The following is a 26,849-nucleotide window of genomic DNA, read 5'->3' on the forward strand; positions in this document are numbered from 1 at the left end:
ACAACTCGATGAGTGCTGTATTACAAAATCTGGTTAATCAACCATACAAACATGGCTTCGTTACAGACATTGAGTCGGAGATTGCACCCAAAGGACTCAATGAAGAGACTATTCGTTTAATTTCAGCCAAGAAAAATGAACCCGATTGGCTTCTGGATTTTCGTTTGAAGGCCTACCAGAAATGGCTAACGATGTCCGAACCAAGCTGGCAAAATGTTCATTATCCAAAAATAGATTTCCAGGAGATCAGCTATTATGCTGCCCCCAAGCCGAAGAAAAAATTGGCCAGCATGGATGAAGTTGACCCAGAGCTGTTACGCACTTTTGAAAAACTGGGTGTACCGATGCATGAGCGCGCGGCGCTTGCAGGTGTCGCTGTGGATGTTGTCTTTGATAGCGTATCTGTCGCAACAACCTACAAGGAAAAACTCGCCGAGCTCGGTATTATTTTTTGCTCCATCTCGGAAGCCGTGCAAAAACATCCTGACCTGGTGCGGGAATATATCGGCACCGTTGTACCTGTAGGCGACAATTTTTATGCGGCACTGAATTCAGCGGTTTTTACCGATGGATCTTTCTGCTTCATCCCCAAGGGAGTTAAATGCCCGATGGATTTGTCCACCTATTTTCGTATTAATACCGAAGGATCAGGACAGTTTGAGCGCACACTTGTTATCGCAGAGGAAGGCGCATCGGTTTCGTATCTGGAAGGTTGTACGGCGCCCCAGTTTGACACCAACCAACTGCATGCCGCAGTTGTTGAACTGATCGCCATGGATAATGCAAATATCAAATACTCTACCGTGCAAAACTGGTACGCCGGTGATGAAAACGGAATTGGCGGCATCTATAACTTTGTCACCAAGCGGGGTCTGGCCAAAGGTGTGAATTCAAGAATTTCCTGGACACAAGTCGAAACAGGCGCCGCCATTACTTGGAAGTATCCATCCTGCATTTTGCGTGGTGATAATTCGGTTGGTGAATTTTATTCAGTTGCAGTGACCAATCATCATCAACAGGCCGATACTGGAACCAAGATGATACATCTTGGAAAAAACACCCGGAGCACAATCATCAGTAAAGGAATTTCCGCTGGCAAATCAAACAGCAGTTACCGTGGACTTGTACGGATCGCACCGACCGCAGAAAATGCACGTAACTTTTCCCAGTGTGATTCCATGTTGGTCGGTAATCTGTGTGGCGCGCATACTTTCCCTTATATACAGGTACGCAATAACAGCGCCAAAGTAGAGCACGAAGCATCTACGTCAAAAATTGGTGAAGATCAGTTATTTTATTTTGCCCAGCGTGGTATAGATGCTGAAGAAGCAGTTTCCATGATTGTCAATGGATTCTGTAAGGAAGTCTTTCAGCAGTTACCGATGGAATTTGCTGTAGAAGCCACAAAACTTCTGAGCTTCAAACTTGAGGGTAGCGTCGGATGATCAATAAAGACAGTCAAACCATACTGGATGTACAAAACTTGCATGCCAGCACACAGGGCACTGAAATACTCAAAGGCATCAACTTGACCGTTAAAAGTGGCGAGATACATGCCATTATGGGGTTAAATGGTTCAGGAAAAAGTACTTTTGCCAAAGTATTGGCGGGTCATCCCGATTACGAGGTTACACAAGGCGCCATTCAGTTTGAACAACACGATTTGTTGGCGTTGAGTTCAGAAGAACGTGCGCAAGCGGGTATATTTCTAGCCTTCCAGTATCCCATAGAAATTCCAGGCGTTGCTAATAGCCAGTTCCTACGCCTTGCCTACAATACTGTACAAGTCAAACGCGGCAAGGAGGAACTCGATCCGCTTGAATTTGACGATTTTGTCCGTGAAAAAATGAAACTGCTGGAAATGAAACCCGATTTTCTCGACCGCAGTGTGAACGAAGGATTCTCCGGTGGTGAAAAGAAACGTAATGAAATCCTGCAAATGGCATTGCTTGAGCCCAGGCTCGGTATTCTTGACGAAACCGACTCAGGTCTAGATATTGATGCCCTTAAAATAGTTGCCAAGGGTGTAAATCACCTCAGCAACAAAGACAACGCCATCATTTTGATTACCCATTACCAACGTTTGCTGGAACATATTGTGCCCGACTATGTCCATGTTATGGAGGCTGGGCGCATTATCCGAACCGGTGGAAAAGAACTGGCGCTGGAACTGGAAACCCATGGCTATGACTGGCTGCATAACAATACAGAAAACAGTGCAGGAGCTTCTGTATGAACGAAATTGCAAAAAACGACTACCTCACTTGCCTTTTAAACTCATTCACTGCTCAGTCCGTTGACATTTTGTCGCATGAATCACAGCAAAATGAGAAATTATCCTGGCTAAAGCAATTACGTGCAGAAGCAATTGATCAAGCCGGGCAACTAACGCTGCCAACGACAAAAGATGAAGAATGGCGTTTTACGGATATTTCGCCGCTGGCGAAATTACCATTCAAACCCGCCAAGGCTTATTCCGCACTTGAATTAAATGATATTCAGCCATTTCTCATTGAAGAAGCAAATAATCGCCTGGTATTTGTTGACGGTTATTTTGCACCGGATCTTTCCAATATTTTGGGTAAGGATCAGCTCATTATTGGCAACCTTTCGTCACTCACAACTCATCCTGTCACCGAAATCAAGCACCATTTGGGGCAACAAATTCAGTTGAAAAATAATATTTTTACCGCCTTGAATACAGCATTTTTACAGGACGGTGCATTCATCGTGGCGCCCAAAAATATCACAGTCAGCAAACCGATTCATTTGCTATTCATTGCTACACAAAAAGAAACGACCAATTATCCTCGCGTTCTCGTTGTTGGCAAAGAAAACAGTGAAATCACCATTATTGAAGATTATGTTGCGCTACAGGATAGTGCAGCAAATGACTCATATATCACCAATTCGGTTGTCGAACTGAATCTCGCCGCCAATGCACAGGTTCAACATATTCGGATTCAGCGCGAAAATCCCAATGCTTTTCATCTGGCTAACAGTGCTGTCTCTCTTGATCATGCCAGCCGGTATCAAGCAACTAGCATCACGCTGGGTGCACAGATTTCACGATACGACCTGAACATCAGTTTTATATCAGAAGCAGCAGAATGCGCTGTCCATGGTCTGACTATGGTTGCAAATACGCAATTAGCCGACACACACACCTGCATTGATCATTTAAAACCCAATTGCACCAGCCGTCAACAACATAAATGCATTGCCGACGATTCGTCCCGTGCTGTTTTCAATGGAAAAATTATTGTTAGCCCAAATGCTCAGCGCACTAACTCCTCCCAATCAAGCCGCAATCTCTTGCTCAGTGGGAAGGCCCAAATTGACACCAAACCTCAGCTGGAAATTTTTGCAGATGATGTTAAATGCGCGCATGGCGCCACAGTGGGTCAACTGGACAATGAAGAGATTTTCTATTTGAAAAGCCGCGGATTGCCTGAATTAGTTGCGCGCAATCTGTTAACGTATGCATTCGGGGCGGAAATCCTTGATCATATACCTGTGAAATCACTCAAGCACAAACTCGAACAGATAGTACTCAATCAAACACAAAGTAGCTAAATCATGGCCAAAGCAACCCCCCTTATCAAACCCGGGATGAATGCTATTTTGGATGTAGAGAGAATTCGCTCAGATTTTCCGATTCTCAACATTAAAGTAGGTAACAAGCCCCTCGTTTATCTGGATAATGCCGCATCTTGTCAAATGCCTCAACAGGTTATCGATCGGCTCGTTTATTACCAGACCGCGCAACATGCAAATATTAACAGAGCAGTTCATTATCTATCTGAAGTGGCCACTCTGGAATACGAAAAAGCGCGCCGCAAAATACAGCAGTTTGTCAATGCACGTGAAGACCGGGAAATTGTCTTTACAAGTGGCACCACAGATTCTATTAATCTGGTGATGCACGGTTATGGCCGCAAATTCATTAAAGCCGGCGACGAGATCATCCTGACCACGCTTGAGCATCATTCCAATATTGTGCCATGGCAGATGCTGGCTCAAGAGAAAGGCGCTATTATCCGCGTGGTGCCGATTAATGACGCCGGTGAACTCGATATCGATGCATATAAAAAACTTTTTAATGAACGCACGCGATTTGTCAGCTTGATTCATGTTTCCAATGCATTAGGCACTATCACTCCAGTTAAACAGTTGATAGCCTACGCCCGTCAACATGACGTACCGATTCTGGTTGATGGCGCACAGGCTGCACCGCATATGACGGTTGACGTACAGGAACTGGACTGTGACTTCTATGTTTTCTCTGCTCATAAACTGTGCGGCCCAACGGGAATCGGTATGCTCTACGGCAAGGCAAAACTGCTTGAAGCCATGCAGCCATTCAAAGGCGGTGGCGACATGATTGAATCAGTTACCTTTGAGGAAACAACATACGCTGCCACTCCACATAAATTTGAAGCCGGCACACCACCCATTGCTGCTGCAATCGGCTTTGGTGAAGCCATTGATTATTTATGTACAATTGGTATGGATCAGATTGCAGCGCACGAGTTGGAATTATTAACCTACGCCACTGATTGCATCAACGAAATAAAAGGTGCAAAAATCATCGGCACCGCTGCACAGAAAACCGCCGTACTCTCATTCACGCTCGACGGCATTCATCCGCACGATATTGGCACGCTATTGAACGAAGACGGCGTAGCTGTGCGCACTGGACACCATTGTGCGCAACCTATAATGCAACGCTACAATGTGCCAGCAACATCCCGGGCCTCGTTTGCTTTTTACAATACGAAATCAGAAGTCGATGCGCTTATGACGGGCATTCGAAACGTACAAAAAGTTTTTCTATAACAATGAATTCTAAATCACTTTACCAGGAAGTTATTCTCGATCATAATCGAAAACCCCGGAATTACGGCACTCTTGACCACCCCAGTCATCACGCCGTCGGACATAATCCTTTATGCGGTGACCGGCTGGATATCGCCCTGCAAATTGAAAACAATCACATCAACCATATCGCTTTTCAGGGTGAATCCTGTGCAATCTGCAAGGCTTCAGCTTCAATGATGACTACAGCAGTCAAGGGCAAAACCTGTTCTGACGCCGAAACCCTGATTCATGAATTTCGCGAAATGGCGACAGGAAAACTCGACCCAGACCATCCGCATCATCTTGGTCGATTAACTGTATTCTCCGGAATCAGAGATTTACCGACACGCGTAAAATGCGCGATCTTGCCTTGGCATACGCTACATGCTGCCCTGAATGCCATATCCAGCGTTTCAACAGAATCAGGCAATGATCCTGCTCAGAGTGTCCCTGGAAAAGCTTAATCAATACCAGGCAGTCTTTCATCATTATTTTTTAATACAGTTGTTATTAAAATAACATTTAGCCGTAATTAGACAATATGCCAAAAATTGCTGATATTGAAGGTACCCCGAATAAAAACGCACTCAAGTTTATTCTTAAAGAACCCTTAACCTGGGGAATTGCGCGCTCGTATGACAATGCCGAAGCTGCCCAAGATGACCCGCTGGCATCTGCATTGTTTGAAATAGATCATGTGACCAATGTCTTTTATATCGATCACTGGATCACTGTCACTCAAGACGGAGAAGCGAACTGGCAGGACTTGGCTCGGGAAGTAGCCGATCCGATTCGCGCCGCACCCGCCGCAAGTGAACAGTCCGCGGATACCGTCGCCACCGCCAATGATATGCTCGCCCAATTAAGCCCTGAAGATCAACAACGGCTTGAAAAAATCAATATTTTACTCGACGAGGAAATACGACCTTATCTGCAGCACGATGGCGGAGACTTGCATGTACTGGGTCTGGAAGGTAACGTTTTAAAGATACATTATCAGGGCGCGTGCGGGACTTGCCCAAGTGCGATTACTGGAACGCTGCGCGGTATAGAGCATATGCTCAAAACAATAGAACCGGATATACAGGTTGTTGCGTGCTAATATAGCCAATACCCCGCCATCTCAGATTTCATTTGTAAATTGGAAAAATTAGCGATGCACGTCAGACTGGTGTCAATTTTGCATATTCCAGCATCAGCCACTTGGTGCCAGTCCGATCAAAATTCACCTGAACTCGTGCATCGCTGCCACTGCCTTCGTAATCAAGAATCACACCTTCGCCAAACTTGGCATGCATCACTGCCTGACCAATTTGCCATTGTCCACCAACTGTTGCCTGCTGTTTGATCGACTCGAAATTTTTCGCTCCGGACAACGATTTGGCGCTTGACGGCTTATTGACATTTTTTGAATGATTAAAATGGAAACTGGTTTCAGCGGGTGGTTTGATCCATTTTAAAAAAGTGTCAGGAATTTCATCCAAAAAGCGGGATGGAATATTGTAACGTGTTTGTCCATGCAACATGCGGCTTTGCGCCAGGCTCAGATACAAACGGCGACGCGCGCGCGTCATGGCAACATACATCAAGCGCCGTTCTTCTTCAACACCGTTTGTTTCGTTCAAGCTGTTATCATGCGGAAACAATCCTTCTTCCAGTCCACTCAAAAAAACAGAATGAAACTCAAGGCCTTTAGCCGCATGAACAGTCATTAATTGCAGTGCATCCTGACCGCTGCCCGCCTGATGCTCGCCTGCCTCCAGGGAAGCATGTGCAAGAAATGCTGTCAAACTATCATCTTCAGCTTCATGAACGAAACTGACTGCGGCATTGACAAGCTCATGCAGATTTTCCAGCCTGTCTGCACCTTCCTTTTCCGATTTGTAATGCGTCACCAGTCCACTGTGAATCAGCATCCGTTCTGCTATTTGCGGCAGCGGCAGGTTCTCACACTCCTGACGCATCACTTGAATCAATCTAACGAATCCCGCCACACCCTTCTGATTTTTTTCAGTGACTTCACGATTATCAGCAACAATCGCCTCTCCACCGCATTTCTGCAGTGCGGCTACCCACAGGCTACCATTTTGCTGGCGCGCAAGATCCTGTAATTGTTCAAGGCTGCGTGCACCGATGCCACGTGCAGGGAAATTAATAACGCGCAGTAATGCATTATCATCTTCAGGATTAGCGATGAGCCTTAAATAAGCCAGCGCATGTTTGATTTCCATACGTTCAAAGAAACGCAGTCCACCATAAACACGGTACGATAACGAAGCATTGAACAGGCTATGCTCCAGCACCCTTGATTGTGCATTGGAGCGGTATAACATCGCAATTTGTGAAAGCGCAATGCCTTCTGCATGTAATGCTTTGACTTCATCTACAATAAAGCTGGCTTCGTCAAAATCGTTAAATGCACGATAAACCCGTATGGGCTCTCCCTGGCCTTGTGCTGTCCAAAGATTTTTTCCTAGACGCTCAGTATTATTTTCAATCAATGCATTCGCAGCATCGAGTATATTGCCATGTGAACGATAGTTCTGTTCCAGTCTGATGACTTTCGATATACCAAAATCGCTTTCAAAGTCTCTCATGTTACTGGTGTCGGCTCCACGGAATGCATATATACTCTGATCGTCGTCACCCACGACAAAAACGGCTGCGGCATTCTCCGTGCCGACACCCGCCAACAACTTAAGCCAGTTATACTGAAGCCGGTTCGTATCTTGAAATTCGTCGACCAGTATATGTTTAAAACGTTCCCGGTAATGATCACGCAATATCTCATTCCGGCTCAGCAATTCATAGCTGCGCAACAATAGCTCGGCAAAATCCACCACGCCTTCCTGGTTGCTTTGTTGTTCGTAAGCCAAATAAAACTCCAGTAAACGTCTTGAAAATGGATCATCCACAGTTACATTAGCCGCACGCAAACCGGACTCCTTTGCGTTATTGATAAACCACTGTACCTGACGTGGTGGAAACCGTTTGTCATCAGCCGACAATGTTTTCAGAATACGTTTAATCAAGGCCAACTGATCGGCCACATCGAGAATCTGAAATGCCTGAGGTAATCCAGCTTCCTGGTAGTGCGCCCGCAACAAACGATTACATAGCCCATGAAATGTTCCTATCCACATGCCGCGTGTATTGACCGACAACATGGCATTAATACGGGTGAGCATTTCCTTGGAGGCCTTATTGGTAAAAGTAACTGCCAGTATGCTGTAAGGACTGGCTTGGCCTGTTTGAATCAAATGAGCAATCCGCGTGGTTAATACCCGTGTCTTACCGCTGCCAGCGCCTGCCAAAACAAGCACAGATTGATACGGCAAGGTAATTGCTTCCAGTTGCTGAGGATTCAAATCGGCGAGCAGGGTTGAAGTCATGGGTAAATGTGACTTTCACAAAACTGTCAGACTGAGTATCTACAAAAGTGACAGGTATAGAATTTTAAAATACTGATTAATTCTGAATCAGATCAATGGCTCAATCGACCGCATAGCCATTCAAACCTGATCCATAAATTAACCACGGCGAATTTGGCAAAACTACGCCTTGCTTTTCGCTACAATCTCCAATATTAATGGCGTCAATATCAATTCTATCGCCATCCCCATTTTCCCGCCTGGAACGACAATTGTATTGCGGCGGGACATAAATGAATCATGAATCATTGACAGCAGATTTGTAAAATCTACACTACCCGGGTCACGAAAACGGATCACAACCATGCTTTCATCCAAAGTTGGGATCTCGCGTGCGATGAATGGGTTGGAAGTATCCACTGTTGGAACGCGTTGGAAATTGATATGTGTACGTGAAAACTGCGGAGTAATGTAATGCACATAGTCATGCATGCGTCGCAAGATGGTGTGCGTAACAGCTTCTGCAGAATAACCACGCGCATTGGTATCGCGAAAGATCTTTTGTATCCATTCCAGATTTACAATCGGTACAACACCCACCAACAAATCTACATATTTTGCAACATCCGCAGTATCGCTTTTTACGCCGCCATGCAATCCCTCATAAAAAAGCAAATCCGAACCGGGTGGAATCGGTGACCATGGTGTAAATGTGCCAGGTTTCTGATTCCAGGGCTCAGCTTCCTCTTCATTATGCAGATATAATCGCGTCTGCCCCGAACCACTTTCTCCATATTCTCTGAATAATGCTTCCAGTTTTTCAAATTCATTTGCTTCAGGACCAAAATGGCTGATTGCACGACCATTATCTCTTTCTGAATCTGCGACCGCCTGCTTCATGGCTTCACGATCATAACGGTGAAAACTGTCACCTTCAACAACAGCAGCTTTTAACTTTTCCCGCCTAAAAATATGCTCAAAGCTATTTTTAACGGTTGACGTACCTGCGCCAGATGATCCGGTAACAGCAATAACCGGGTATTTCTGCGACATATTAAATTTCTCCTCATAGTAAATAAAAGTTTTTTCCAATACTGATTAAAACTATCAACAGCAATTTTACTCTAATATGATACCTTCTTTCCGTACTATTGGGCAGATTGAGTAGCTACGTTCAGTTTTCATTCAGGCTGAGCACTCTACAATTTTTACGAAGAAATTTTTATTGATGACTTAACCATATTTTGTGGAATACTTAAATAACCCTCAGACGGTGGATAACAATGAAAAGGCTGACAGGAATAATATTGGTTTTAATTGCGATAGGATTCACCGCAAACAGTACCGTTTGGGCGCGTGGTGGTGGACATGGAAGCAGCATAGGCAGCTTCGGTGGCGGCGGTGGTGGGCACTTTAGAGGTGGTGGTGGACACAGTCATTTTGGGGGGGGACATAGCCATTTCGGACATCGCCACAATCGCTTTAATTTTGGAATTGGTTACGGCGGGTTTTATGGACCAGGGTTTTATGGACCAGGCTTTTATGGTCCCGCCTTTTATGGCGCTCGGTTTTATGGCTATCCCTACAACTATGGATACGGCAACCGTTACTATTATCCCCGTTCATATGGCTACCCCTCATCTGCAATTGCCGCATCGCCTCCTGTATATATTCAAAGAGAAATGCCCGTAGCCACATCCACGCAACCTCAAACCAATTACTGGCATTACTGTCGCAATCCTGAAGGGTATTATCCTTATGTCAAGCAATGCCCAGAGGGATGGCTTCAAGTAGCCCCCCAACCAGCACCACAATAAGCATCAAATACGGAAAAAGAACATGAAATCAAAATTCCTTAATCCCAAATTATCCATGGTGTTAATCCTGTTCACACTGACTGGTTGTGTCGCCATGCCCACGGGTCCTAGCGTCATGGTTTTACCCGGCGCGGGTAAAAATTTTGATCTATTTCGAAGTGATGATTACGAATGCAGACAATATGCATATGAACAGGTCGGCGGAGCCACAACACGAGATGCTGCGGTCAGCAGTGGTTTAAACAGCGCGGCTATAGGTGCGGGACTAGGTGCAATAGCCGGTGTTGCACTTGGTGGCGGTGAAGGCGCTGCCATTGGCGCGGGAACGGGCCTGTTGGCAGGCGGACTCGCCGGTTCAGGTACCGCAAGAACATCCGGGTATATCGCTCAAGAACGTTATGATAACGCTTACATACAATGCATGTATGCAAAAGGTCATCATGTTCCGGTTTCAGGCAATATCAGAAACAATCCACAGCCTTACACTAGCGGCTACCCGTCTTCAACACCCCCGCCACCGCCGCCTGGTTATCCACCGCCGCGGTATTAATATTTGCTTCCGGCGTAACTGTTATTGTACGAATGATGTGTTTGTTTTAAGATTCTTTCAGCACGGCAAGTTGGTTGTATTTTTTCTTATACACATACACGAATTTATTACACGCGACATGAGAATCACTCTATGAAAAAATCGATTCTAATCTTAATCGCATTTGGGCTATCTGGTGCACTGTTCAGTCATCTGGCATCAGCACATGGCGGGCGGATTGACCGGTTTAACTTTGGCATACAACTGGGTTATCCGGGTTACTATGGATTCGGTTATTACGACCCGTTCTTTTATCCACCATACTATAGCTATCCACCTGTTATTGTGCCCATGACACAGCCCGTCATCGTGCCTTCAACACCCCCGGTTTATATTCAGCAACAACAGGATTCGACTGCGTCTCAACAACACACTCAATACTGGTATTACTGCCAAGACACAGATGGCTATTATCCATATGTTAAGCAATGCCCTGGTGGCTGGCTGCGTGTAAATCCTCAACCGCCTGCACAATAAATATCATGAGGTACGATATGTATAACATTAGAAAATTTCTACTTCTGCCACCGATTGTCGCATTGACTGCGTGTGCCAGTATGCCGACCGGCCCTAGCGTAATGGTATTGCCAGGTTCCAGCAAGAGCTTTGAGCAATTTCGTGCTGACGACTATGATTGCAGACGTTATGCTTATGCGCAAATTGGTTACACCAGCCCAAGAGATGCTTCGGTGTCCAGCGGAATGGCAAGTGCCGCAGTTGGCACTGGCTTAGGCGCCGCCGCTGGAGCCGCTATTGGCGGTGGCGAAGGCGCTGGGATAGGCGCAGGAACAGGATTATTGGCTGGTGGACTGGTTGGTACAGGTTCTGCCAGAACTTCCGGTTACGAAAGCCAATACCGCTACGATATCGGCTACATTCAGTGCATGTATGCCAAAGGCCATCGCGTTCCTGTATCAGGAAAAATCACCAGTGAGTTACCGCCTGCCAGTCAACAACCGATTAAAATTTCACCAACACCGTCCGGGTTTACACCGCCACCACCGCCACCCGGTAGCCCGCCTCCACCACCCCCGCAATAAATGTACTTGGGTTGCTTCTCGTCAGTTCATTCCGTGCATGAAGCAACCCGTTGTATACATCATAAAAAAACTAACACCACTTCCGGCACGTGTTTTGAGCTAAAATACAGCATTGATGCCAGGCTATAGTTTGACAATAACACTAGCCATATTTATTTATAATAAAAAAAACAGGTATTTGAATTTCAATATACTGTATTTGATCAAGAATCTAGCTTATTCAGGGAGTAATGAAACGTGAATCCGATTGTACCCTTTATTATGGCAATTGGTGCCATTCTGTTTATCATTGGATTATCAGTATTAATCCGCCGTGGATTTAAATATTCCACAACAGTCAAATTTTTTAGAAAAGAATATCGGTTTGGACGCTTTGTATTTACCTCAATTATTTCAGGCATAGCGCTCATTATGGTTTCAATTAATATTCAGAAACTGTCCCCGGTTGAAACCATTCAAGCACAAGAAGCGCCCACTGTTGTGCTGTCAAGCAACTTAAAATATGAACTCGCGTCCATTTTAGAAAGAGACGAAAACAATACCAAGATGATGAACGCCATCGACCGATTTCAAAAAGAATACCAGCATGCCTTACAAAAAGGCGATAAAAATACAATGGAGCTTTTGATTCTGGAAATGGCCTTTTTAATTAGAACTGAACTGGAAAATAAAAATTATCCATCCCATCAAATCGGCTCGGAAGTCGAAAGGATAATGCGTTTCTTGAAACAAAAACCGGATTAATCGAATGGAGAACTGTTTTTTTCCAGAAAATAATAGTATCAAACCGGGATTGTTCTTTAACAGTATTGAACGCCTAGAATCTTTCTAATCCATCTCAAGACATTATAAAATTGCAATTCTATATACAATTAAAAGGCTGACTCATGAAAAAAACAATCAACACACTCATCCTGCTGAGTGCATTATTTTCTTTACCAAATTTGGCGATGGCACAAAATTATCCGACAAAAGTTGGCGAAAAACTCGGCATCGGAATAGCGAATGCGGTGACAGGGGTCGTAGAAATCCCAAAGACCATGATAATTACGGGCCGAAGGCACGGCGCCACTTATGGAATGACAGCCGGATTTTTTACCGGCCTGTTTCACAGTGTTGGACGCAGCGTTATCGGAGCGGTTGACATCGCAACCTTTCTAATACCAACGACTCCGATCATCAGGCCCCCATACATCTGGGACAATTTTGAACGTGAAACCACTTATACGGCGTGGCAAATGCGCTAAACACCGCTGATACTCTGCAAAATTATTACAGGCATGAAATAACCCGCCGGTTATTTCATGCCTGTTATTTTGAAACTTGCTTCCATTTCCAACGCAGCATCACTCTTAGACGCCTGAATTCTTCCCTGTTGATAGCATCGTTCAGTATAACCACGCTGCGCGCAAGCCGCCATTGTTTTGAATGAAGAATGAGTACTGTCAAATAGGATGATACAAACGTCGAACCTGATACGCTGCATTCCACTGTTTGTCCACTGACCATTTTTAACTTACAGTCGACTGTGTCAGAAAAACTAAGCGACGTCACAGAATTTGCAGAATCCAAAAGTGCATCATGTTTTAAATAAAAATACAAACTGATAATCAGAGACAGGAAACCGATCAATTTGATATCGGATGATAGTGATAATGTGCATACTAATAAAGCAGCTGAACAGTGTGCCACAATGAGTATACTCACCAGTTGTCTGGAAGGCTTGAGATGAATGGTCAGCGAAGACATCAACGAACATAAAAGAAGCAAAACTGGCAGGCTGATCAGGCCCTATTTATACTTCCAGAAAATTACCGAAAATGAATTTAACCCGGATCAGGCGGCAAAAATTTCAACGGATCCATGGGTTTGCCATGCCGCCTGATTTCAAAATGCAGCTGCGGAGTATCGGCATCAGTATTACCCATTTCCGCTATTTTCTGACCTTGCACGACAACCTCGCCTTCTTTTACAAGTAATTGGCTATTATGTGCATAAGCACTAAGCAGTGCGTCGTTATGCTTGATAATGATAAGGTTACCGTAACCGCGCAAACCATTACCACTATAGACGACTTCACCTGCAGCCGTCGCCAATATCGACTGGCCTATATGACCCCCTATTTTCAGTCCTTTTGAATTACTTGAAAATGAGGACAGTATTTTTCCCGTTGCAGGCCAGACCCACTCCGCACTAGGCACATTTAATGATTCCGTGTTTTGCTGAACAAATTTTGAAGCATCTTCTATCCGTGTACTTGATGTTGCCGCAGCTGATGCGTAATCAGTACGTTGCTGATTAAAGGCCGGATTTACAGAATATTGCAATCGAGCCACATTTTGTTCAGAGTAGGGCAATTTTAATGCCTTGGGATATGTTTTTACTTTTTGCTGTATATCGGGCTCATAGGCTACACCAGCGGCAGGACTTTTATCGGCAGATAAATCTGGTGTTGAATCAACCATCGGCAGAGTTTCATGTTGCGGAACAGCAAACAATACCGGTTCCGCTTCTTTTGAAGGTACGGATAAATTGATTCGTTGACCGGGCCTGATATTACCTGGATCGGTGATATTATTCCACTCAGCCAACGCTTTCTGATCAATACCATGATTAAGCGCAATACTGTAAAAAGTATCGCCTTTTTGTACGATATAAAATTGATCTATTTGCTTTTCATTTGAATGCCTTTCATCGGAGATCCCAGCCATCTTTTCTGGCTTAACGGTTCGCTCGACTACAGGCGCAGGCCCTTTCGTCGTCTCACACCCAATAAGTAAAAATAATAACAGCCAGCAGGTGCGCTGCACTACTTTCTTACAACCAGCAAAATTTTTCAATTGTGTTTGATGATCATTATTCATGGCAATTTTCTCAGCATCACTATTTTTTTATGATACCGGACAGTATAGGCACAAAATTCACTTCTTCCAATGTGGTTTTTGTATATCCCTGCACATTTCGCTCAATTACACACAAATTTTGTTTCTGGCTTCCCTCTGGAAACACCATTCTCCCACCCACAACCAATTGTTCCAACAGGTCTTGCGGTATATGCGTCGTAACCGCAGTCATAATAATACCATCAAAAGGACCCGCTTCAGGCAATCCACGCAATCCATCCGCGTGTTTCAAGTTAATATTTCGAATGTGTAATTTGTGTAAGCGTATTCGTGTACGTGTCAATAATGGACCAATTCGTTCAATGGAATAAACTTGCTGCGCAAGTTGTGCCAGGATGGCTGTCTGGTAACCGCAACCCGTACCAATTTCCAGTACTTTATCCATGTGTATATTGGCGCGCAACAATTCGCTCATACGCGCAACTATCCATGGACTAGAAATTGTTTGACCATAATTGATGGGCAAAGAAACATCTTCATATGCTCGACTCGCCAGCGCCTCTTCGATAAAAAGATGACGTGGAATAGTGCCCATCACCGACAAAACGACTTCATCAGCAATACCCTGATTACGCAAACGCTCAATCATCCGCATACGCGTTCGCTGTGAAGTCATGCCAATTCCAGAAAGATGCGTACTCACAGATTACTATTCATCAGAATTACGAATTTTTTAATAACGCACATACATACACATTCTTAAAATACCTGTATATACCAAGTATTCTCTTGCTCATTTCAAATTTTAAGGCCGCGTTAACGGGATACAAAGTACGTGTCTACTGGAGATTTATCGATACAATATGCCCGGTTCAGTGAACTTCTCAGTATAAAGAGCAAGACGTGCCTAGCAGGAAAGAGCGCTCTATCACCAAGAAGCACAATACAGCTATGAGTGGCTAAAAAGCTCACCCAATAGACTTTATCGTGACATCCTGCAGCCGTGTTACAGCACGTGGCTAGGGAACAACGCATTACTGCGTACTGCGCCTTAGCGCATAACACCACGGCAACGCTGTACCTGACGATATCAGATGGATAGCGTACTAGTCTTTCAGCCATTGCGTCACAAATTCCATCTGATCAAATCGTGTTAAATCAATCTGCAGTGGCGTTATGGAAACATGGTTATGCTGTACAGCAAAAAAATCCGTTCCCTCGCCTGCGTCTTGTGCTGCGCCGGCAGCGCCGACCCAATACACTGTATCCCCGCGTGGGCTTGAAGATTTTATGACTGGTTCAGCCTTGTGCCTGCGGCCAAGCCGAGTCACATGAATACCGTTGATTTGTTCATATTCAATATCAGGAACGTTAATGTTCAGCAAGATGGGTATATTTAATTTGTTTCTATTGAAACGCCTGACCAGGTCAACCACGATACGTGCTGCTGACGCGTAATGACCACCATTTACATCAGCCAAAGACACCGCTAATGAAGGCACACCCAACAAGAATCCTTCAGTCGCGGCAGCGACAGTACCGGAATAAATAGTATCGTCACCCATATTCGCGCCATTATTAATGCCCGAGATAACCATGTCCGGCAAGATATCAAGCATGCCCGTCACCGCCAAATGTACACAATCTGTGGGTGTACCGTTCACATAATAAAACCCATTATGTGAACAATGTAAGCACAACGGCCTATCAAGCGTTAAAGAGTTGCTCGAACCACTTCTATCACGTTCAGGCGCTACCACAATAATCTCTGCTACACTGGCCAATGTTTCAGCCAGACATGCTAGCCCGGGTGCAAAATAGCCATCATCATTACTAAGCAAAATGCGCATTTTCTATAAGTCTAATGAATGAGCAAATAATTTAAGCGACAAAAAAATACGCGCCAAACGTAAATAAAGCTGTTTTAACAAAATATAAAGCAATCTCAAAGAAAGCTGTAAAACTAGAAATTCTTCAGTAATAAATCCTGAAAATATGTTCAAAGTCCATTCAGATATTGGTCGGGGCGAGAGGATTTGAACCTCCGACCACTTGCACCCCATGCAAGTACGCTACCAGGCTGCGCTACGCCCCGTCAATTGGGAATTATAGCAAACAAGCCAGACTAAAAAAACTTTAGGTTCATTTACCGTTATGGTGAAGAAAGCAGAATAGACCGGATATTTTTAATCTCATTCCGGACATAATTCAAGTCAACTGAGGATTCTGAAGAAGAATCTTCAGTTGATTCCCGATACGGTTGTGACTGTACCTCGTACTGTCCGAGACGATTCCGTGCGCCGTTAATGGTAAACCCCTGGTCATAAAGAAGTTCTCTGATTCTACGAATGAGGAGAACTTCCTGATGCTGATAATAGCGCCGATTACCCCGACGCTTGACCGGTTTTAACTGAGTGAATTCCTGCTCCCAGTAACGGAGCACATGCGGTTTGACGCCACACAATATACCCACTTCACCAATTGTGAAATAGCGTTTTGCCGGAATAGGCGGAAAATGATTATTTGTCTTTTTGTTGTCCATGATAGTTCTGCTCAACCATGCTTTTTAGTTTCTGACTGGCATGAAACGTTACAACACGACGTGCTGTTATCGGTATTTCTTCTCCTGTTTTAGGATTTCTTCCGGGGCGTTGAGGTTTTGTTCGTAAATGAAAATTCCCAAACCCAGACAATTTTACACCTTCCCCCCTCTCAAGAGCTGCTCGTACCTCTTCGTAAAAGGACTCCACCATATCCTTGGCTTCGCGTTTATTCAGTCCTACATTTTCAAATAACAAATCAGCAAGCTCAGCTTTTGTAAGAGCCATATTTTTCTCCACGAAATTATTAAACAAAGATTCTTGAATAATAGTGTTTACTATGTTTGACTTAACCGTCATTAAGATATTTTCTATCCACGTCACCATCACAGCATCACAGCTTTTCGCTATTTAATATACTTGATTGAAATCAGCATAGTATAACAACTACGATTAAAATGATTAACCGTTACAATTGTTTTAGTTAATCGTTGGTCTCAGATAAAATAGCGCATTTAACTCCTAAGTGTTGCATCGTACTTCGTTTCCAGAACTCCAAGCAAACTGGAAATAGCACTATCTGCTTCTTCATCAGTTAATGTTTTTTCCGTATCTTGCAACATTACCTTGAACGTCAGGCTTTTTTTATTTTCGCCAACGGTGCTCCCACGATAAATATCAAATAATACAATTTCGGTAACAATCGCCGGCTTCTTTTCATATAAACCGGAAATGATCGTCTGTACATTAATATGATTATCAACAATTACCGCAACATCTCGCCTGATCGGTGGGAATTTCGACATTTCTCTCACCTGTGCAAGCGGAACCGGCAAGAGACTGTCTAATAGTAATTCAAATAAGATCACCGGCTTCGAGAAATCATGTTTTTTCTGCCAGTGCGGATGTAGTTCCCCTAACCATCCAACAGGCTTGGCACCCATCATGATTTGAGCCGACTTGCCGGGATGAAATGCAGGATGAGCAATTGCTTTAAATTCTATTTTCTGCAACTGATAAATCATTTCGATATCCGATTTTACATCAAAGAAATCCAATGTTCGGGATGGCTCACCCCACTGCTCCGCATGAATATTTCCATAGCCTAATCCTGCGAGCTTATCAATTTGCAAGCAGCGCTGTCCAGTTGCACTGGTTTCAAAACAGCAACCCAGTTCAAACAAACGCACCCTGTCTTGCTTACGATTTATATTAAATTGCAGATTAGCAATTAGGCCGCCCATTAAACTGCTGCGCATCACGTTTAAATGGCTTGCAATAGGATTTTTTAAGGCAATAGGCGCCTTGTTCTGGATTAGATCGGTCTCCCATGCTTTATCAACAAAAGCATAATTAATGACTTCCTGATAATCACGCATCACAAGCATCTGCTTGACTTGTGCTGGTGTGCGAACCGTTTCGGGTGCTGATAGCATAGCCAGCCCGGCTTTAGGAGATTGTGCAGGTATTTCGTCATAACCATGCATCCTGGCCAATTCTTCGATAAAATCCTCTTCAATCGCCAGATCAAAGCGATAACTCGGCGGCGTGACCGTAAACACATTATTTTTTTCAGAAAAATCGAGTTGCTGACGTGTAAAATACGCTGTTATCTGATCGTTATCCAAAGTAATGCCCAGAATACGCTGCACCCGGTCAACTCTGACTGCAACCGGCAGCCGTTGGGGAAGTTGGAATCGAGCCTCAGTTACCGGGCCTACTTTTCCACCGCAAATCGACTGAATGAGTGTTGTTGCATGTTCTAGCACATTACGGGTCTGTGCAAAATCAACCCCGCGCTCAAATCGATGCGCAGAGTCAGAACCAAATCCGAGCCGAAAAGATTTACCGGAAATCACATCTGGACTGAAAAAAGCACATTCCAGGAAAACATCAACTGTACTGTCAACAACACCGCTGCCTAATCCGCCCATAATACCCGCAAGTGCAAGCGGTTTATGATCATCGGCAATGACCAGCATATCAGCAGTCAATTCTAAACGGTTCTCATTGAGCAACTGGATTGTTTCACCAGATTTCGCATAGCGCACATGAATATCGCCATCAAGTTTCGCCAGATCAAAAGCATGCATCGGTTGGCCTGTTTCGAGCAACACATAATTTGTGATATCAACCACAGCATTAATCGAACGCAGACCACTGCGCTCCAGCCGTTGCTTCATCCACAGCGGCGTTTCCGCGTCAGGGTCAATGCCCCTGACAATTCGACCACAATAGAGCGAACATGCATCCGGGGCATGAATATGGATTTCATGTTTATCATCGATTTCATCGTCTACAGGCTCGGTTTTGAAAGATACTAGTTCTGTATCAGTCAACGCCGAAACTTCTCTCGCGACACCATAAACACCTAAGCAATCAGCTCTGTTCGGTGTAAGGCTTAACGTAATAGCTTTGTCATCCAGTTCATAGTACGCACGAAAATCCTGCCCTACCGGCGCATTGGCAGGCAATAATAACAATCCGTCGGCAACATCTCTGATACCCAGCTCACGTGCTGAACAAAGCATACCGGATGATTCTACACCACGTAGTTTTGCTTTTTTAATTGTAAAATCCGGCAGTTGTGCACCGACTAATGCGCATGGCACTTTAATTCCCGCCTCAACATTCGAGGCGCCACAAACAATCTGCAACGGTTTATCTGCATGATCACCGACATTAACCTGACAAACATTCAATCGATCTGCATCCGGATGTTTTTCAACGTGGAGCACTTCGGCAACAACGACGCTTTCAAACGGCAACGCAACAGGTTCAATATTTTCGACTTCCAGTCCGGCCATGGTTAAAACATGTGCCAGCTCATCACTGGAATAATCCGGATTTACAAAAGTACGCAGCCAGTTTTCTGAAAATTTCATGACATTCTGCTATTAAAAAACGGTACAAAAAAAATTGATTAATTAAATTGCTTTAAAAAACGCAAGTCATTTTCAAAAAACAATCTTAAATCACTGACACCATACCGCAACATTGCGAGCCTCTCCACGCCCATACCAAAAGCAAAACCAACATAGCGCTCATGATCAATGTTGACATGTTTGAGTACATTGGGATGTACCATCCCACATCCTAAAACTTCCAGCCAACCCGTATGGCTGCAGATTCGACATCCTTTTCCGTTGCATTTAACACAGCTGATGTCCATTTCAGCAGAGGGTTCTGTAAATGGGAAAAATGATGGCCGAAATCTAACTGACAAATCGTCTCGCTCAAAAAAGTGTTCCATAAAATTTGCCAATACGCCTTTAAGTGATGCAAAATTTGCCTGTTCATCGATCCATAATCCTTCAACCTGATGAAACATAGGTGTATGCGTTACATCTGAATCACAACGATAGACACGGCCGGGCGCAATCAATTTTATTGGCGGTTTATTTTCCAGCATAAAGTGTATCTGAACCGGCGACGTATGCGTGCGCAACAAGTCCCCATTATCGATATAAAACGTATCGTGCATTGCTCTTGCAGGATGGTTTTCAGGAATATTGAGCGCAGTAAAGTTATAAAAGTCGGTTTCTATTTCTGGACCGGAAGCTACTTCATATCCGATAGAATGAAATAAGGATTCAATCCGCATTAACGTTTGGGTTACGGGATGCAGTCCTCCTTTCCCCTGTCCACGTCCCGGCATTGTGACATCAAGTGCTTCTTCTTTCAGTTTTTGCTCAAGTCTTTTTTCCTGCAAAAACAGCCGGCGCTCCTTTAGGAGTGTTTCTAATTGATTTTTGGCCTGATTAATTTGCGCACCCACGACAGGACGCTGTTCAGAAGGTAACTTACCCAGCCCTTTTAACAAATTAGTCAATTCGCCGTTCTTGCCTAGATAACGCGCCTTGACTTGTTCCAATTCAACTTCATCTTCAATTGCATTGAATAAGCGGCTAGCTTCTCCTACGATTTCATCTACATTATTCATAAAAATGAACCCAAAATTTTTGCTGATATCAATCTGATCATATAAGAAAAAGGGAGGTATGGGCAAAATCCCAACCTCCCTGTTCTGTAAGGTCTCAATTGATTAAGCTGCCAGGCCAGTTCTTGCCTGTTCGGCAATTTTCTCGAAAGCGGGTTTATCAAATACAGCAAGGTCAGCCAAAACCTTTCTGTCAATTTCAATTTTTGCTTTTTTCAAGCCATTAATGAATACGCTATAGGATAATCCACATTCACGTGCTGCAGCATTAATACGTGCTATCCATAATGCTCTAAATTGTCTCTTACGCTGGCGTCTGTCTCGATAGGCATATTGCCCAGCTTTCATGACCGCCTGCTTGGCAACCCGATATACATTTTTTCGGCGCCCACGATAGCCCTTGGCCAAATTCAGAATTTTTTTATGTCGTGCATGTGCTGTAACGCCACGCTTTACTCTAGGCATCTTTAACTCCTTTATGCGTATGGCAACATCGAATGAACTGACGCTGCATCGCTTGGATGAATCGTGGCAATTCCTCTGAGTTGGCGTTTATTTTTAGTTGTTTTTTTAGTTAAAATATGTCGTTTAAAAGCCTGGGCACGCTTAATACTTCCACTTGAACGTATTTTAAAACGCTTCGCAGCACTACTTTTGGTTTTCATTTTAGGCATATAACCCTCCTTTTAATATGACTCTGGGTGCTTCCATACTGGAAAACTTTCAAACCCAGTATCACTTGTTTATATCATGTTGTTTTCAACTTTCCGTTTTTACAACACTACACTCGCACGCAAGCATTTTATGTACTACGGGCCTTTCAACCCAAATGCACGAAATAAATTCATGAAAAAAACTACGATGGTGTTGTAGCATCAGTCGTATCTGATTTTGCCTTACTTGGTTTTGTATCTTTTTTCTTGGGAGATAACACCATGACCATCTGACGTCCTTCCATCTTTGGAAACTGCTCTACAACCGCATGCGACTCCAGATCGTCTCTGATCCGCTCAAGCAACCGGACACCAAATTCTTGATGCGCCATTTCCCGACCTCGAAACCGCAGCGTCACTTTAACTTTATCCCCATCATTTAGGAAATTGATCAAATTACGCAATTTGATACGATAATCACCTTCATCTGTATTGGGTCTAAACTTGATTTCCTTAATATGTACCTGTTTTTGCTTCAGTTTCGCGTCATGTTTTCGTTTACTTTCCTGATAACGAAACTTACCATAATCCATTAACCTGCATACAGGCGGCTGCGCCGTGGGTGCAATCTCAACCAAGTCGACACCTGCTTCTTCAGCCAATTCATTCGCATCGGCAAGCTTGACTATACCTATTTGTTCTCCATCAACACCGATTACACGCACTTCTGGCACATCTATTTCGTCATTAATGCGCACTGATTTTTCTTGTGCTATGGCAATTCTCCAATAAATTAAAAAGAAAACATTATACCTTTAAAATGACTTCTTCTTTAAGGCGTTCTATCAATTTTGACACAGTCATTTGCCCCAAATCCTGCCCTGCACGATCTCGAACCGAAACTTGACCTGTTTTCACTTCTGCATCGCCCACAATGATCTGATACGGAAGCTTCTGTATACTATGTTCACGGATTTTATAGGTTATTTTCTCATTTCTCAAGTCTTGACTGACTCTGAACCCATTACTGTTAAGTTCATCAGTTATTTTTTTAGCATATTCGATCTGACCCATCGATATATTGAGTACAACAGCTTGCACCGGTGCAAGCCAAAGCGGAAATGCACCCGCATAATTCTCAATGAGTATCCCGATAAACCGCTCAAGCGATCCAAGGATCGCCCGATGCAACATTACTGGCACCTGCCTTGAGTTGTCTTCAGCAACATACTCAGCCCCGAGTCTCTCCGGCATAGAAAAATCCAGCTGCAATGTACCGCACTGCCAAATGCGCCCGATACAATCTTTTAATGAGAATTCTATTTTAGGTCCATAAAACGCCCCTTCGCCCGGCTGCAGCTCCCAATCGAGATCGGCTTCTTCAAGAGCAGCTTCCAATGCGGCTTCTGATCTATCCCATTGAGCATCTGAACCGACTCGTTTATCCGGTCTTGTCGACAATTTAACTAACAGGTCTGTAAACCCAAAATCAGCATAAACAAGTTTTAGTAAATCAATAAATTTTACAACTTCTCCCTGAATTTGATCTTCAGTACAAAAAATATGCGCATCGTCCTGCGTAAATGCTCTTACACGCATTATCCCATGCAATGCACCAGAAGCTTCATTACGATGACATGAACCAAATTCCGCCAATCTGATTGGCAAATCCCGATAGCTTCTTAATCCTTGTTTAAATATCTGCACATGACCCGGGCAATTCATTGGTTTAATCGCAAAACTACGTTCATCTGCATCAGTAATAAACATATTCTCGCGAAAATTATCCCAATGGCCAGATTGTATCCATAATGCCTTATCGATGACCTGTGGTGTTCGTATCTCCAAATAATCATTGCTATTCTGAATATTTCGCATATATTGTTCGATCTGCTGCCAAAGCGCCCAGCCTTTTGGATGCCAGAACACCATGCCTGGCGCATCTTCCTGTGTATGGAACAGATTCAGTTGCTTCCCAATTTTACGATGATCTCTTTTTTCAGCTTCCTCCAATCGATGCAGATACTGCTTTTGGTCCTCCTTTGTCGGCCATGCTGTTCCATAAATTCGTTGCAGCATTTCATTATTGGAATCACCACGCCAGTATGCACCCGCCACTTTCATCAATTTGAACACTTTTAATTTGGCGGTTGTCGGTACATGCGGGCCACGACATAAATCAGTAAAATTCCCTTGTGAATATAGCGACAAATCTTCATCGCCGGGAATGGATTCTATAATTTGAGCTTTATAATGCTCGCCCTGTTGTTTGAAAAAATTGATCGCATCCGATCGTTCCCAGATCGTTCTTTTTATCTTGATGTCGCGCTTACTTATTTCCAGCATTCTGGTTTCTATGGCTTGAAGATCTTCAGGCGTAAATGGCCGTTTGTAAGAAAAGTCATAGTAGAAGCCATCTTCGATGACCGGACCGATTGTCACTTGTGCATCAGGAAACAATTCCTTAACAGCATGTGCCAGCAAATGTGCACTTGAATGCCGAATAATTTCCAATCCTTCTGCATCCTTATCCGTGACAATGGCCAGTGAGCTATCGCACTCTATAGGGCTGTCAATGTCAACAAGTTTGCCATTAATCTTACCCGCGATCGCCGCGCGCGCAAGACCAGATCCTATCGAAGAAGCCACATCATAAACGGTTACAGGGTCATCAAAAACCCGTTCCGAACCATCCGGTAATCGAATAACTGTCACAAACTTTCCTCAGTTAATTTAATTGGTAATTTTAAGATAGTTGATAATCAAACCTGTGTTCGGCCCGTCATATCCGGTTCGCGATTGTAGTTTTATACCACATATTTATTTTTTGCAATCCATTTAAAAGCTTGGGTGATAATCCTATTGCAACGGCATCCACCAGACAATACCAGGCGGCGACACCACTGGGTGGATTGCCTTGAGTCCAGTCGAAAACAGGTTCAATAGACGCCCATTTCCAGGTCCCGGCTGCTGTGCCTATAATTTCAAGCCACGTGCAAATAAAAAAAGCACCAAGATAAACCAAGGGCGATCGACCCTTAAGAACGCAAATAACAAAAATAACAAATAAAAACGCACCGACTTGGTCTCCCTGCTCTGGAATACCGCTGACACCCCACAACGCCCACAATCCACCAGTGACAAATACAAATACAGCAATTTTACGCGCATACATTTGAAAAAACCCAGAGCGTGCAAGCTTGACCGCCGTCAAATATACCATGCCATGGCCCGGGGGCACATATAATGGAACATTCTCAAAGCGATAGGTATACCCTTCCATATAAATAGAAGCGAAATACTCGCCAACAGTAGCAAAGGCAACAGCCACAGCGACCTGCATTCTAATTTCTTTATTCTCACCCACTAAAAGTATGACAAGAAATACCCACGCAATAACACCTAATGTATTTTGCATGGTCATACTACCGCTGCCATCAATAACTAAGCTCACTGCGCAACAAAAGAAAGTAAAAGCCGGTATAGAATAATCACGCACCCTATGTGGATAATTAATACCGGCTTTTGGAAAATGATCCAACATTTCTTTTAAACCTCAACAAAATAAAAAAACCCGCCTGCGGCGGGTTATAAAATTTGAATCTGCACACTCTTTCAAATTTTTTTTCGTATATAGCTGCATGTCAAACAGCCCAAACTCAATGTAATTTTAGGTGTTTTGTATTTAAAATTAAAATCAGCACATCCTAAAATTACATTTTTACAGAACGATTTGTTATTTATTTTTCTTATATAACCCACTGAATAGTCTAGCAGACTATTCAATTAAAACTAAGATTTTTGACTATATCAATTTAATAATCATCATCCCAGTCATCATCGTCATCGTCGTCGTCATCCCAGTCATCATCTTCATCGGCCTTCAATACCATCTTGCCCTGAGCAAGACTCGCATCAAGATCCGTCATCGGGGCTTCTTCATGCACCAGGTTCTGATGACAATCTATACACGTCGCTCCCTCTGTTTCCATCTTCTTATGCGCAGCCTGTGCATCCTCTCCAGGTGGATCCGGATTCTTATGACAATCACGACACGTCACACTGTCCCATTTCTTCAGGTTCATCCGCGCATCATGCGCCATGATTAACCGACGTTCGTTAAACTTCTCCAACGTCGAGTAATCATTCACCAGCTCCAGCCATAATTCCCGCGCACCATCTACTACATGAGTATAAACCGCCAAATGAAAGTTCTTGAATCCCTGCGGTATATGACAGTCCTTACACCCAGGATTGACTCCCAATGCCCCATAGTGGGTCGATTCTCTCAGCTCGTCCTGGGTATACGTCATCGAGTGACAGCTCGTACAGAATTCTTCTGTCGATAACGCCGCCTCTCCGCCAAATACTATACCCACCAGAACGATCCCCAGTAACGCCCCCGTTAACAGGGTGCCTATCGCTCCTTTTTGTAATGCAGTCATTCAGGTCTCCTGTTAATCATCATCGTCATCGTCGTCTTCGTCGCCTTTCTCACCCTCTTGGGCGTTGGCCTGGAATTCATCGTGAAACTTGAATTTCGGTTCGCCGACAAATGCACCATCCAGTTTGTAGTGCGCATGCATCGCACTGTCGTCTTTTACCATTTTGTCAAAGTCAAACCGGTATTTCTCATCAACTTCTGGTGTGAATGGCGTATAGGGTGCTTTCGTGCCTTTCCAGCCCGAACCTTCATAGTTCAGGTGACACCCCGCACACGCTTCTTCAAAATGAAAGTCCTGACCTCTGTCCGCCAGTCGCTTGCGCTCGGTGGTCCTGCCTGTTCTTTCAAATTGCTGCCCGCCTTTTCGGTGATCGCCCCTGTATCTTTTGCCAGCACCATGGCAGGATTCACACCCTACTGCCGCCAGTTGACGTCTCGGCCGCTCTATGGTGTATCCTCCTCTCTGCTCCCAGCCATCAACATGGCAGCCTACGCAGTCTTTGTCTTTGGTGTAGTCCTTGTCTGGGTCAAGGCCTGCTTTTTCTTTCGCTTCCTTGCGCTCGCCTGCCTTCAGCGATTCCATCGCTTTGGCATGCGCTGTCTCGCGCCATGATTTACCTTGTGATTTGTGGCATGAGCTGCATTTCTGCCGCCCCTCAAAATCCGCTACCGCTGTCCCCGTGAAAAACACAAATGTCGCGAGTATAGCCAGTACGTACGTTATTGGGTGTTTCATCCTTCCTCCTTGTACT

General features: G+C 44.2%; 28 protein-coding genes and 1 tRNA gene. 12 read left to right on the plus strand and 17 right to left on the minus strand.

The window, feature by feature from the left end; translation table 11 throughout:
• Window positions 1-8: 8 nt before the first annotated feature.
• The 6 genes from sufB to MRK00_01200 all read left to right on the plus strand — a co-directional run bounded on the left by sufB (window position 9) and on the right by MRK00_01200 (window position 5,962).
• The gene (gene sufB / locus MRK00_01175; protein ID MDR4516003.1) at window positions 9-1,445 is read left to right on the plus strand and encodes a Fe-S cluster assembly protein SufB; all 1,437 of its coding nucleotides are present in this window, start codon (window positions 9-11) and stop codon (window positions 1,443-1,445) included.
• Entirely contained in the window at window positions 1,442-2,236 is a 795-nt protein-coding gene (gene sufC / locus MRK00_01180; GenBank protein ID MDR4516004.1) for a Fe-S cluster assembly ATPase SufC, read from the plus strand. Before sufB ends, sufC begins: the two co-directional genes overlap by 4 nt.
• Window positions 2,233-3,576: a Fe-S cluster assembly protein SufD gene (gene sufD / locus MRK00_01185; GenBank protein MDR4516005.1), complete on the plus strand. Its 1,344-nt coding sequence runs from the start codon at window positions 2,233-2,235 to the stop codon at window positions 3,574-3,576. Before sufC ends, sufD begins: the two co-directional genes overlap by 4 nt.
• 3 nt (window positions 3,577-3,579) lie before the next feature.
• The gene (locus MRK00_01190; protein ID MDR4516006.1) at window positions 3,580-4,839 is read left to right on the plus strand and encodes a cysteine desulfurase; all 1,260 of its coding nucleotides are present in this window, start codon (window positions 3,580-3,582) and stop codon (window positions 4,837-4,839) included.
• Window positions 4,840-4,841: 2 nt separating this feature from the next.
• Entirely contained in the window at window positions 4,842-5,324 is a 483-nt protein-coding gene (locus MRK00_01195; GenBank protein ID MDR4516007.1) for an SUF system NifU family Fe-S cluster assembly protein, read from the plus strand.
• Between the two features lie 77 nt (window positions 5,325-5,401).
• Window positions 5,402-5,962, plus strand: coding sequence for a NifU family protein (locus MRK00_01200; protein ID MDR4516008.1), 561 nt, complete (start codon window positions 5,402-5,404; stop codon window positions 5,960-5,962).
• A 61-nt stretch (window positions 5,963-6,023) separates the two neighbouring features.
• On the opposite strand, the gene MRK00_01205 is transcribed toward MRK00_01200, so the two are convergent.
• Together MRK00_01205 and MRK00_01210 are read right to left on the minus strand one after the other, a co-directional pair.
• Window positions 6,024-8,252 (minus strand): UvrD-helicase domain-containing protein, encoded by a 2,229-nt coding sequence (locus MRK00_01205; GenBank protein MDR4516009.1) that lies wholly within the window; start codon window positions 8,250-8,252, stop codon window positions 6,024-6,026.
• Window positions 8,253-8,414: 162 nt separating this feature from the next.
• Window positions 8,415-9,284, minus strand: a complete 870-nt coding sequence (locus MRK00_01210; GenBank protein MDR4516010.1) for a phosphoribulokinase — start codon at window positions 9,282-9,284, stop codon at window positions 8,415-8,417.
• A gap of 230 nt (window positions 9,285-9,514) precedes the next feature.
• Here MRK00_01210 and MRK00_01215 point away from each other — a divergent pair, with 230 nt between their 5' ends.
• The 6 genes from MRK00_01215 (at window position 9,515) to MRK00_01240 (ending at window position 12,924) form a co-directional block, all read left to right on the plus strand.
• On the plus strand, window positions 9,515-10,048 hold the full coding sequence (locus MRK00_01215; protein MDR4516011.1) for a hypothetical protein: 534 nt from the start codon (window positions 9,515-9,517) through the stop codon (window positions 10,046-10,048).
• Window positions 10,049-10,070: 22 nt separating this feature from the next.
• Entirely contained in the window at window positions 10,071-10,598 is a 528-nt protein-coding gene (locus MRK00_01220) for a hypothetical protein (protein ID MDR4516012.1), read from the plus strand.
• A 132-nt stretch (window positions 10,599-10,730) separates the two neighbouring features.
• The gene (locus tag MRK00_01225) at window positions 10,731-11,114 is read left to right on the plus strand and encodes a hypothetical protein (GenBank protein ID MDR4516013.1); all 384 of its coding nucleotides are present in this window, start codon (window positions 10,731-10,733) and stop codon (window positions 11,112-11,114) included.
• Window positions 11,115-11,131: 17 nt separating this feature from the next.
• Complete coding sequence (locus tag MRK00_01230) at window positions 11,132-11,677, plus strand: hypothetical protein (protein MDR4516014.1); 546 nt, start codon at window positions 11,132-11,134, stop codon at window positions 11,675-11,677.
• Window positions 11,678-11,914: 237 nt separating this feature from the next.
• Window positions 11,915-12,421, plus strand: a complete 507-nt coding sequence (locus MRK00_01235; protein ID MDR4516015.1) for a hypothetical protein — start codon at window positions 11,915-11,917, stop codon at window positions 12,419-12,421.
• A 143-nt stretch (window positions 12,422-12,564) separates the two neighbouring features.
• Entirely contained in the window at window positions 12,565-12,924 is a 360-nt protein-coding gene (locus MRK00_01240) for an exosortase system-associated protein, TIGR04073 family (protein ID MDR4516016.1), read from the plus strand.
• Window positions 12,925-13,503: 579 nt separating this feature from the next.
• Here MRK00_01240 and MRK00_01245 read toward each other — a convergent pair.
• From MRK00_01245 to MRK00_01315, 15 genes are all read right to left on the minus strand, one after another.
• Entirely contained in the window at window positions 13,504-14,541 is a 1,038-nt protein-coding gene (locus tag MRK00_01245) for a peptidoglycan DD-metalloendopeptidase family protein (GenBank protein ID MDR4516017.1), read from the minus strand.
• A gap of 19 nt (window positions 14,542-14,560) precedes the next feature.
• A complete protein-coding gene (locus MRK00_01250) occupies window positions 14,561-15,223 on the minus strand; it encodes a protein-L-isoaspartate(D-aspartate) O-methyltransferase (GenBank protein ID MDR4516018.1) in 663 nt (220 codons plus the stop codon).
• Between the two features lie 403 nt (window positions 15,224-15,626).
• Entirely contained in the window at window positions 15,627-16,370 is a 744-nt protein-coding gene (gene surE, locus MRK00_01255) for a 5'/3'-nucleotidase SurE (protein MDR4516019.1), read from the minus strand.
• A 168-nt stretch (window positions 16,371-16,538) separates the two neighbouring features.
• A tRNA-Pro gene (locus MRK00_01260) sits at window positions 16,539-16,615 on the minus strand.
• Window positions 16,616-16,672: 57 nt separating this feature from the next.
• Window positions 16,673-17,062 carry a MerR family transcriptional regulator gene (locus MRK00_01265; protein MDR4516020.1) on the minus strand — a complete coding sequence of 130 codons (390 nt, stop codon included), beginning with the start codon at window positions 17,060-17,062 and terminating at the stop codon, window positions 16,673-16,675.
• Window positions 17,040-17,348 carry an integration host factor subunit alpha gene (locus MRK00_01270; GenBank protein MDR4516021.1) on the minus strand — a complete coding sequence of 103 codons (309 nt, stop codon included), beginning with the start codon at window positions 17,346-17,348 and terminating at the stop codon, window positions 17,040-17,042. Before MRK00_01270 ends, MRK00_01265 begins: the two co-directional genes overlap by 23 nt.
• Before the next feature lie 227 nt (window positions 17,349-17,575).
• Window positions 17,576-19,945: a phenylalanine--tRNA ligase subunit beta gene (gene pheT, locus MRK00_01275; GenBank protein MDR4516022.1), complete on the minus strand. Its 2,370-nt coding sequence runs from the start codon at window positions 19,943-19,945 to the stop codon at window positions 17,576-17,578.
• A gap of 38 nt (window positions 19,946-19,983) precedes the next feature.
• Window positions 19,984-21,003: a phenylalanine--tRNA ligase subunit alpha gene (pheS, locus tag MRK00_01280; protein MDR4516023.1), complete on the minus strand. Its 1,020-nt coding sequence runs from the start codon at window positions 21,001-21,003 to the stop codon at window positions 19,984-19,986.
• 102 nt (window positions 21,004-21,105) lie between these two features.
• On the minus strand, window positions 21,106-21,465 hold the full coding sequence (rplT, locus tag MRK00_01285) for a 50S ribosomal protein L20 (GenBank protein MDR4516024.1): 360 nt from the start codon (window positions 21,463-21,465) through the stop codon (window positions 21,106-21,108).
• An 11-nt stretch (window positions 21,466-21,476) separates the two neighbouring features.
• The gene (gene rpmI, locus MRK00_01290) at window positions 21,477-21,674 is read right to left on the minus strand and encodes a 50S ribosomal protein L35 (GenBank protein MDR4516025.1); all 198 of its coding nucleotides are present in this window, start codon (window positions 21,672-21,674) and stop codon (window positions 21,477-21,479) included.
• 182 nt (window positions 21,675-21,856) lie between these two features.
• Entirely contained in the window at window positions 21,857-22,411 is a 555-nt protein-coding gene (gene infC, locus MRK00_01295) for a translation initiation factor IF-3 (GenBank protein ID MDR4516026.1), read from the minus strand.
• A gap of 49 nt (window positions 22,412-22,460) precedes the next feature.
• Window positions 22,461-24,368, minus strand: coding sequence for a threonine--tRNA ligase (gene thrS / locus MRK00_01300; GenBank protein ID MDR4516027.1), 1,908 nt, complete (start codon window positions 24,366-24,368; stop codon window positions 22,461-22,463).
• A 67-nt stretch (window positions 24,369-24,435) separates the two neighbouring features.
• The gene (locus MRK00_01305) at window positions 24,436-25,197 is read right to left on the minus strand and encodes a hypothetical protein (protein MDR4516028.1); all 762 of its coding nucleotides are present in this window, start codon (window positions 25,195-25,197) and stop codon (window positions 24,436-24,438) included.
• A 271-nt stretch (window positions 25,198-25,468) separates the two neighbouring features.
• Entirely contained in the window at window positions 25,469-26,098 is a 630-nt protein-coding gene (locus MRK00_01310) for a NapC/NirT family cytochrome c (GenBank protein ID MDR4516029.1), read from the minus strand.
• Between the two features lie 12 nt (window positions 26,099-26,110).
• Window positions 26,111-26,833 (minus strand): cytochrome c family protein, encoded by a 723-nt coding sequence (locus MRK00_01315; protein MDR4516030.1) that lies wholly within the window; start codon window positions 26,831-26,833, stop codon window positions 26,111-26,113.
• Window positions 26,834-26,849: the final 16 nt, after the last annotated feature.

This window comes from Nitrosomonas sp. (genome assembly GCA_031316255.1).
Taxonomy (GTDB): Bacteria; Pseudomonadota; Gammaproteobacteria; order Burkholderiales; family Nitrosomonadaceae; genus Nitrosomonas.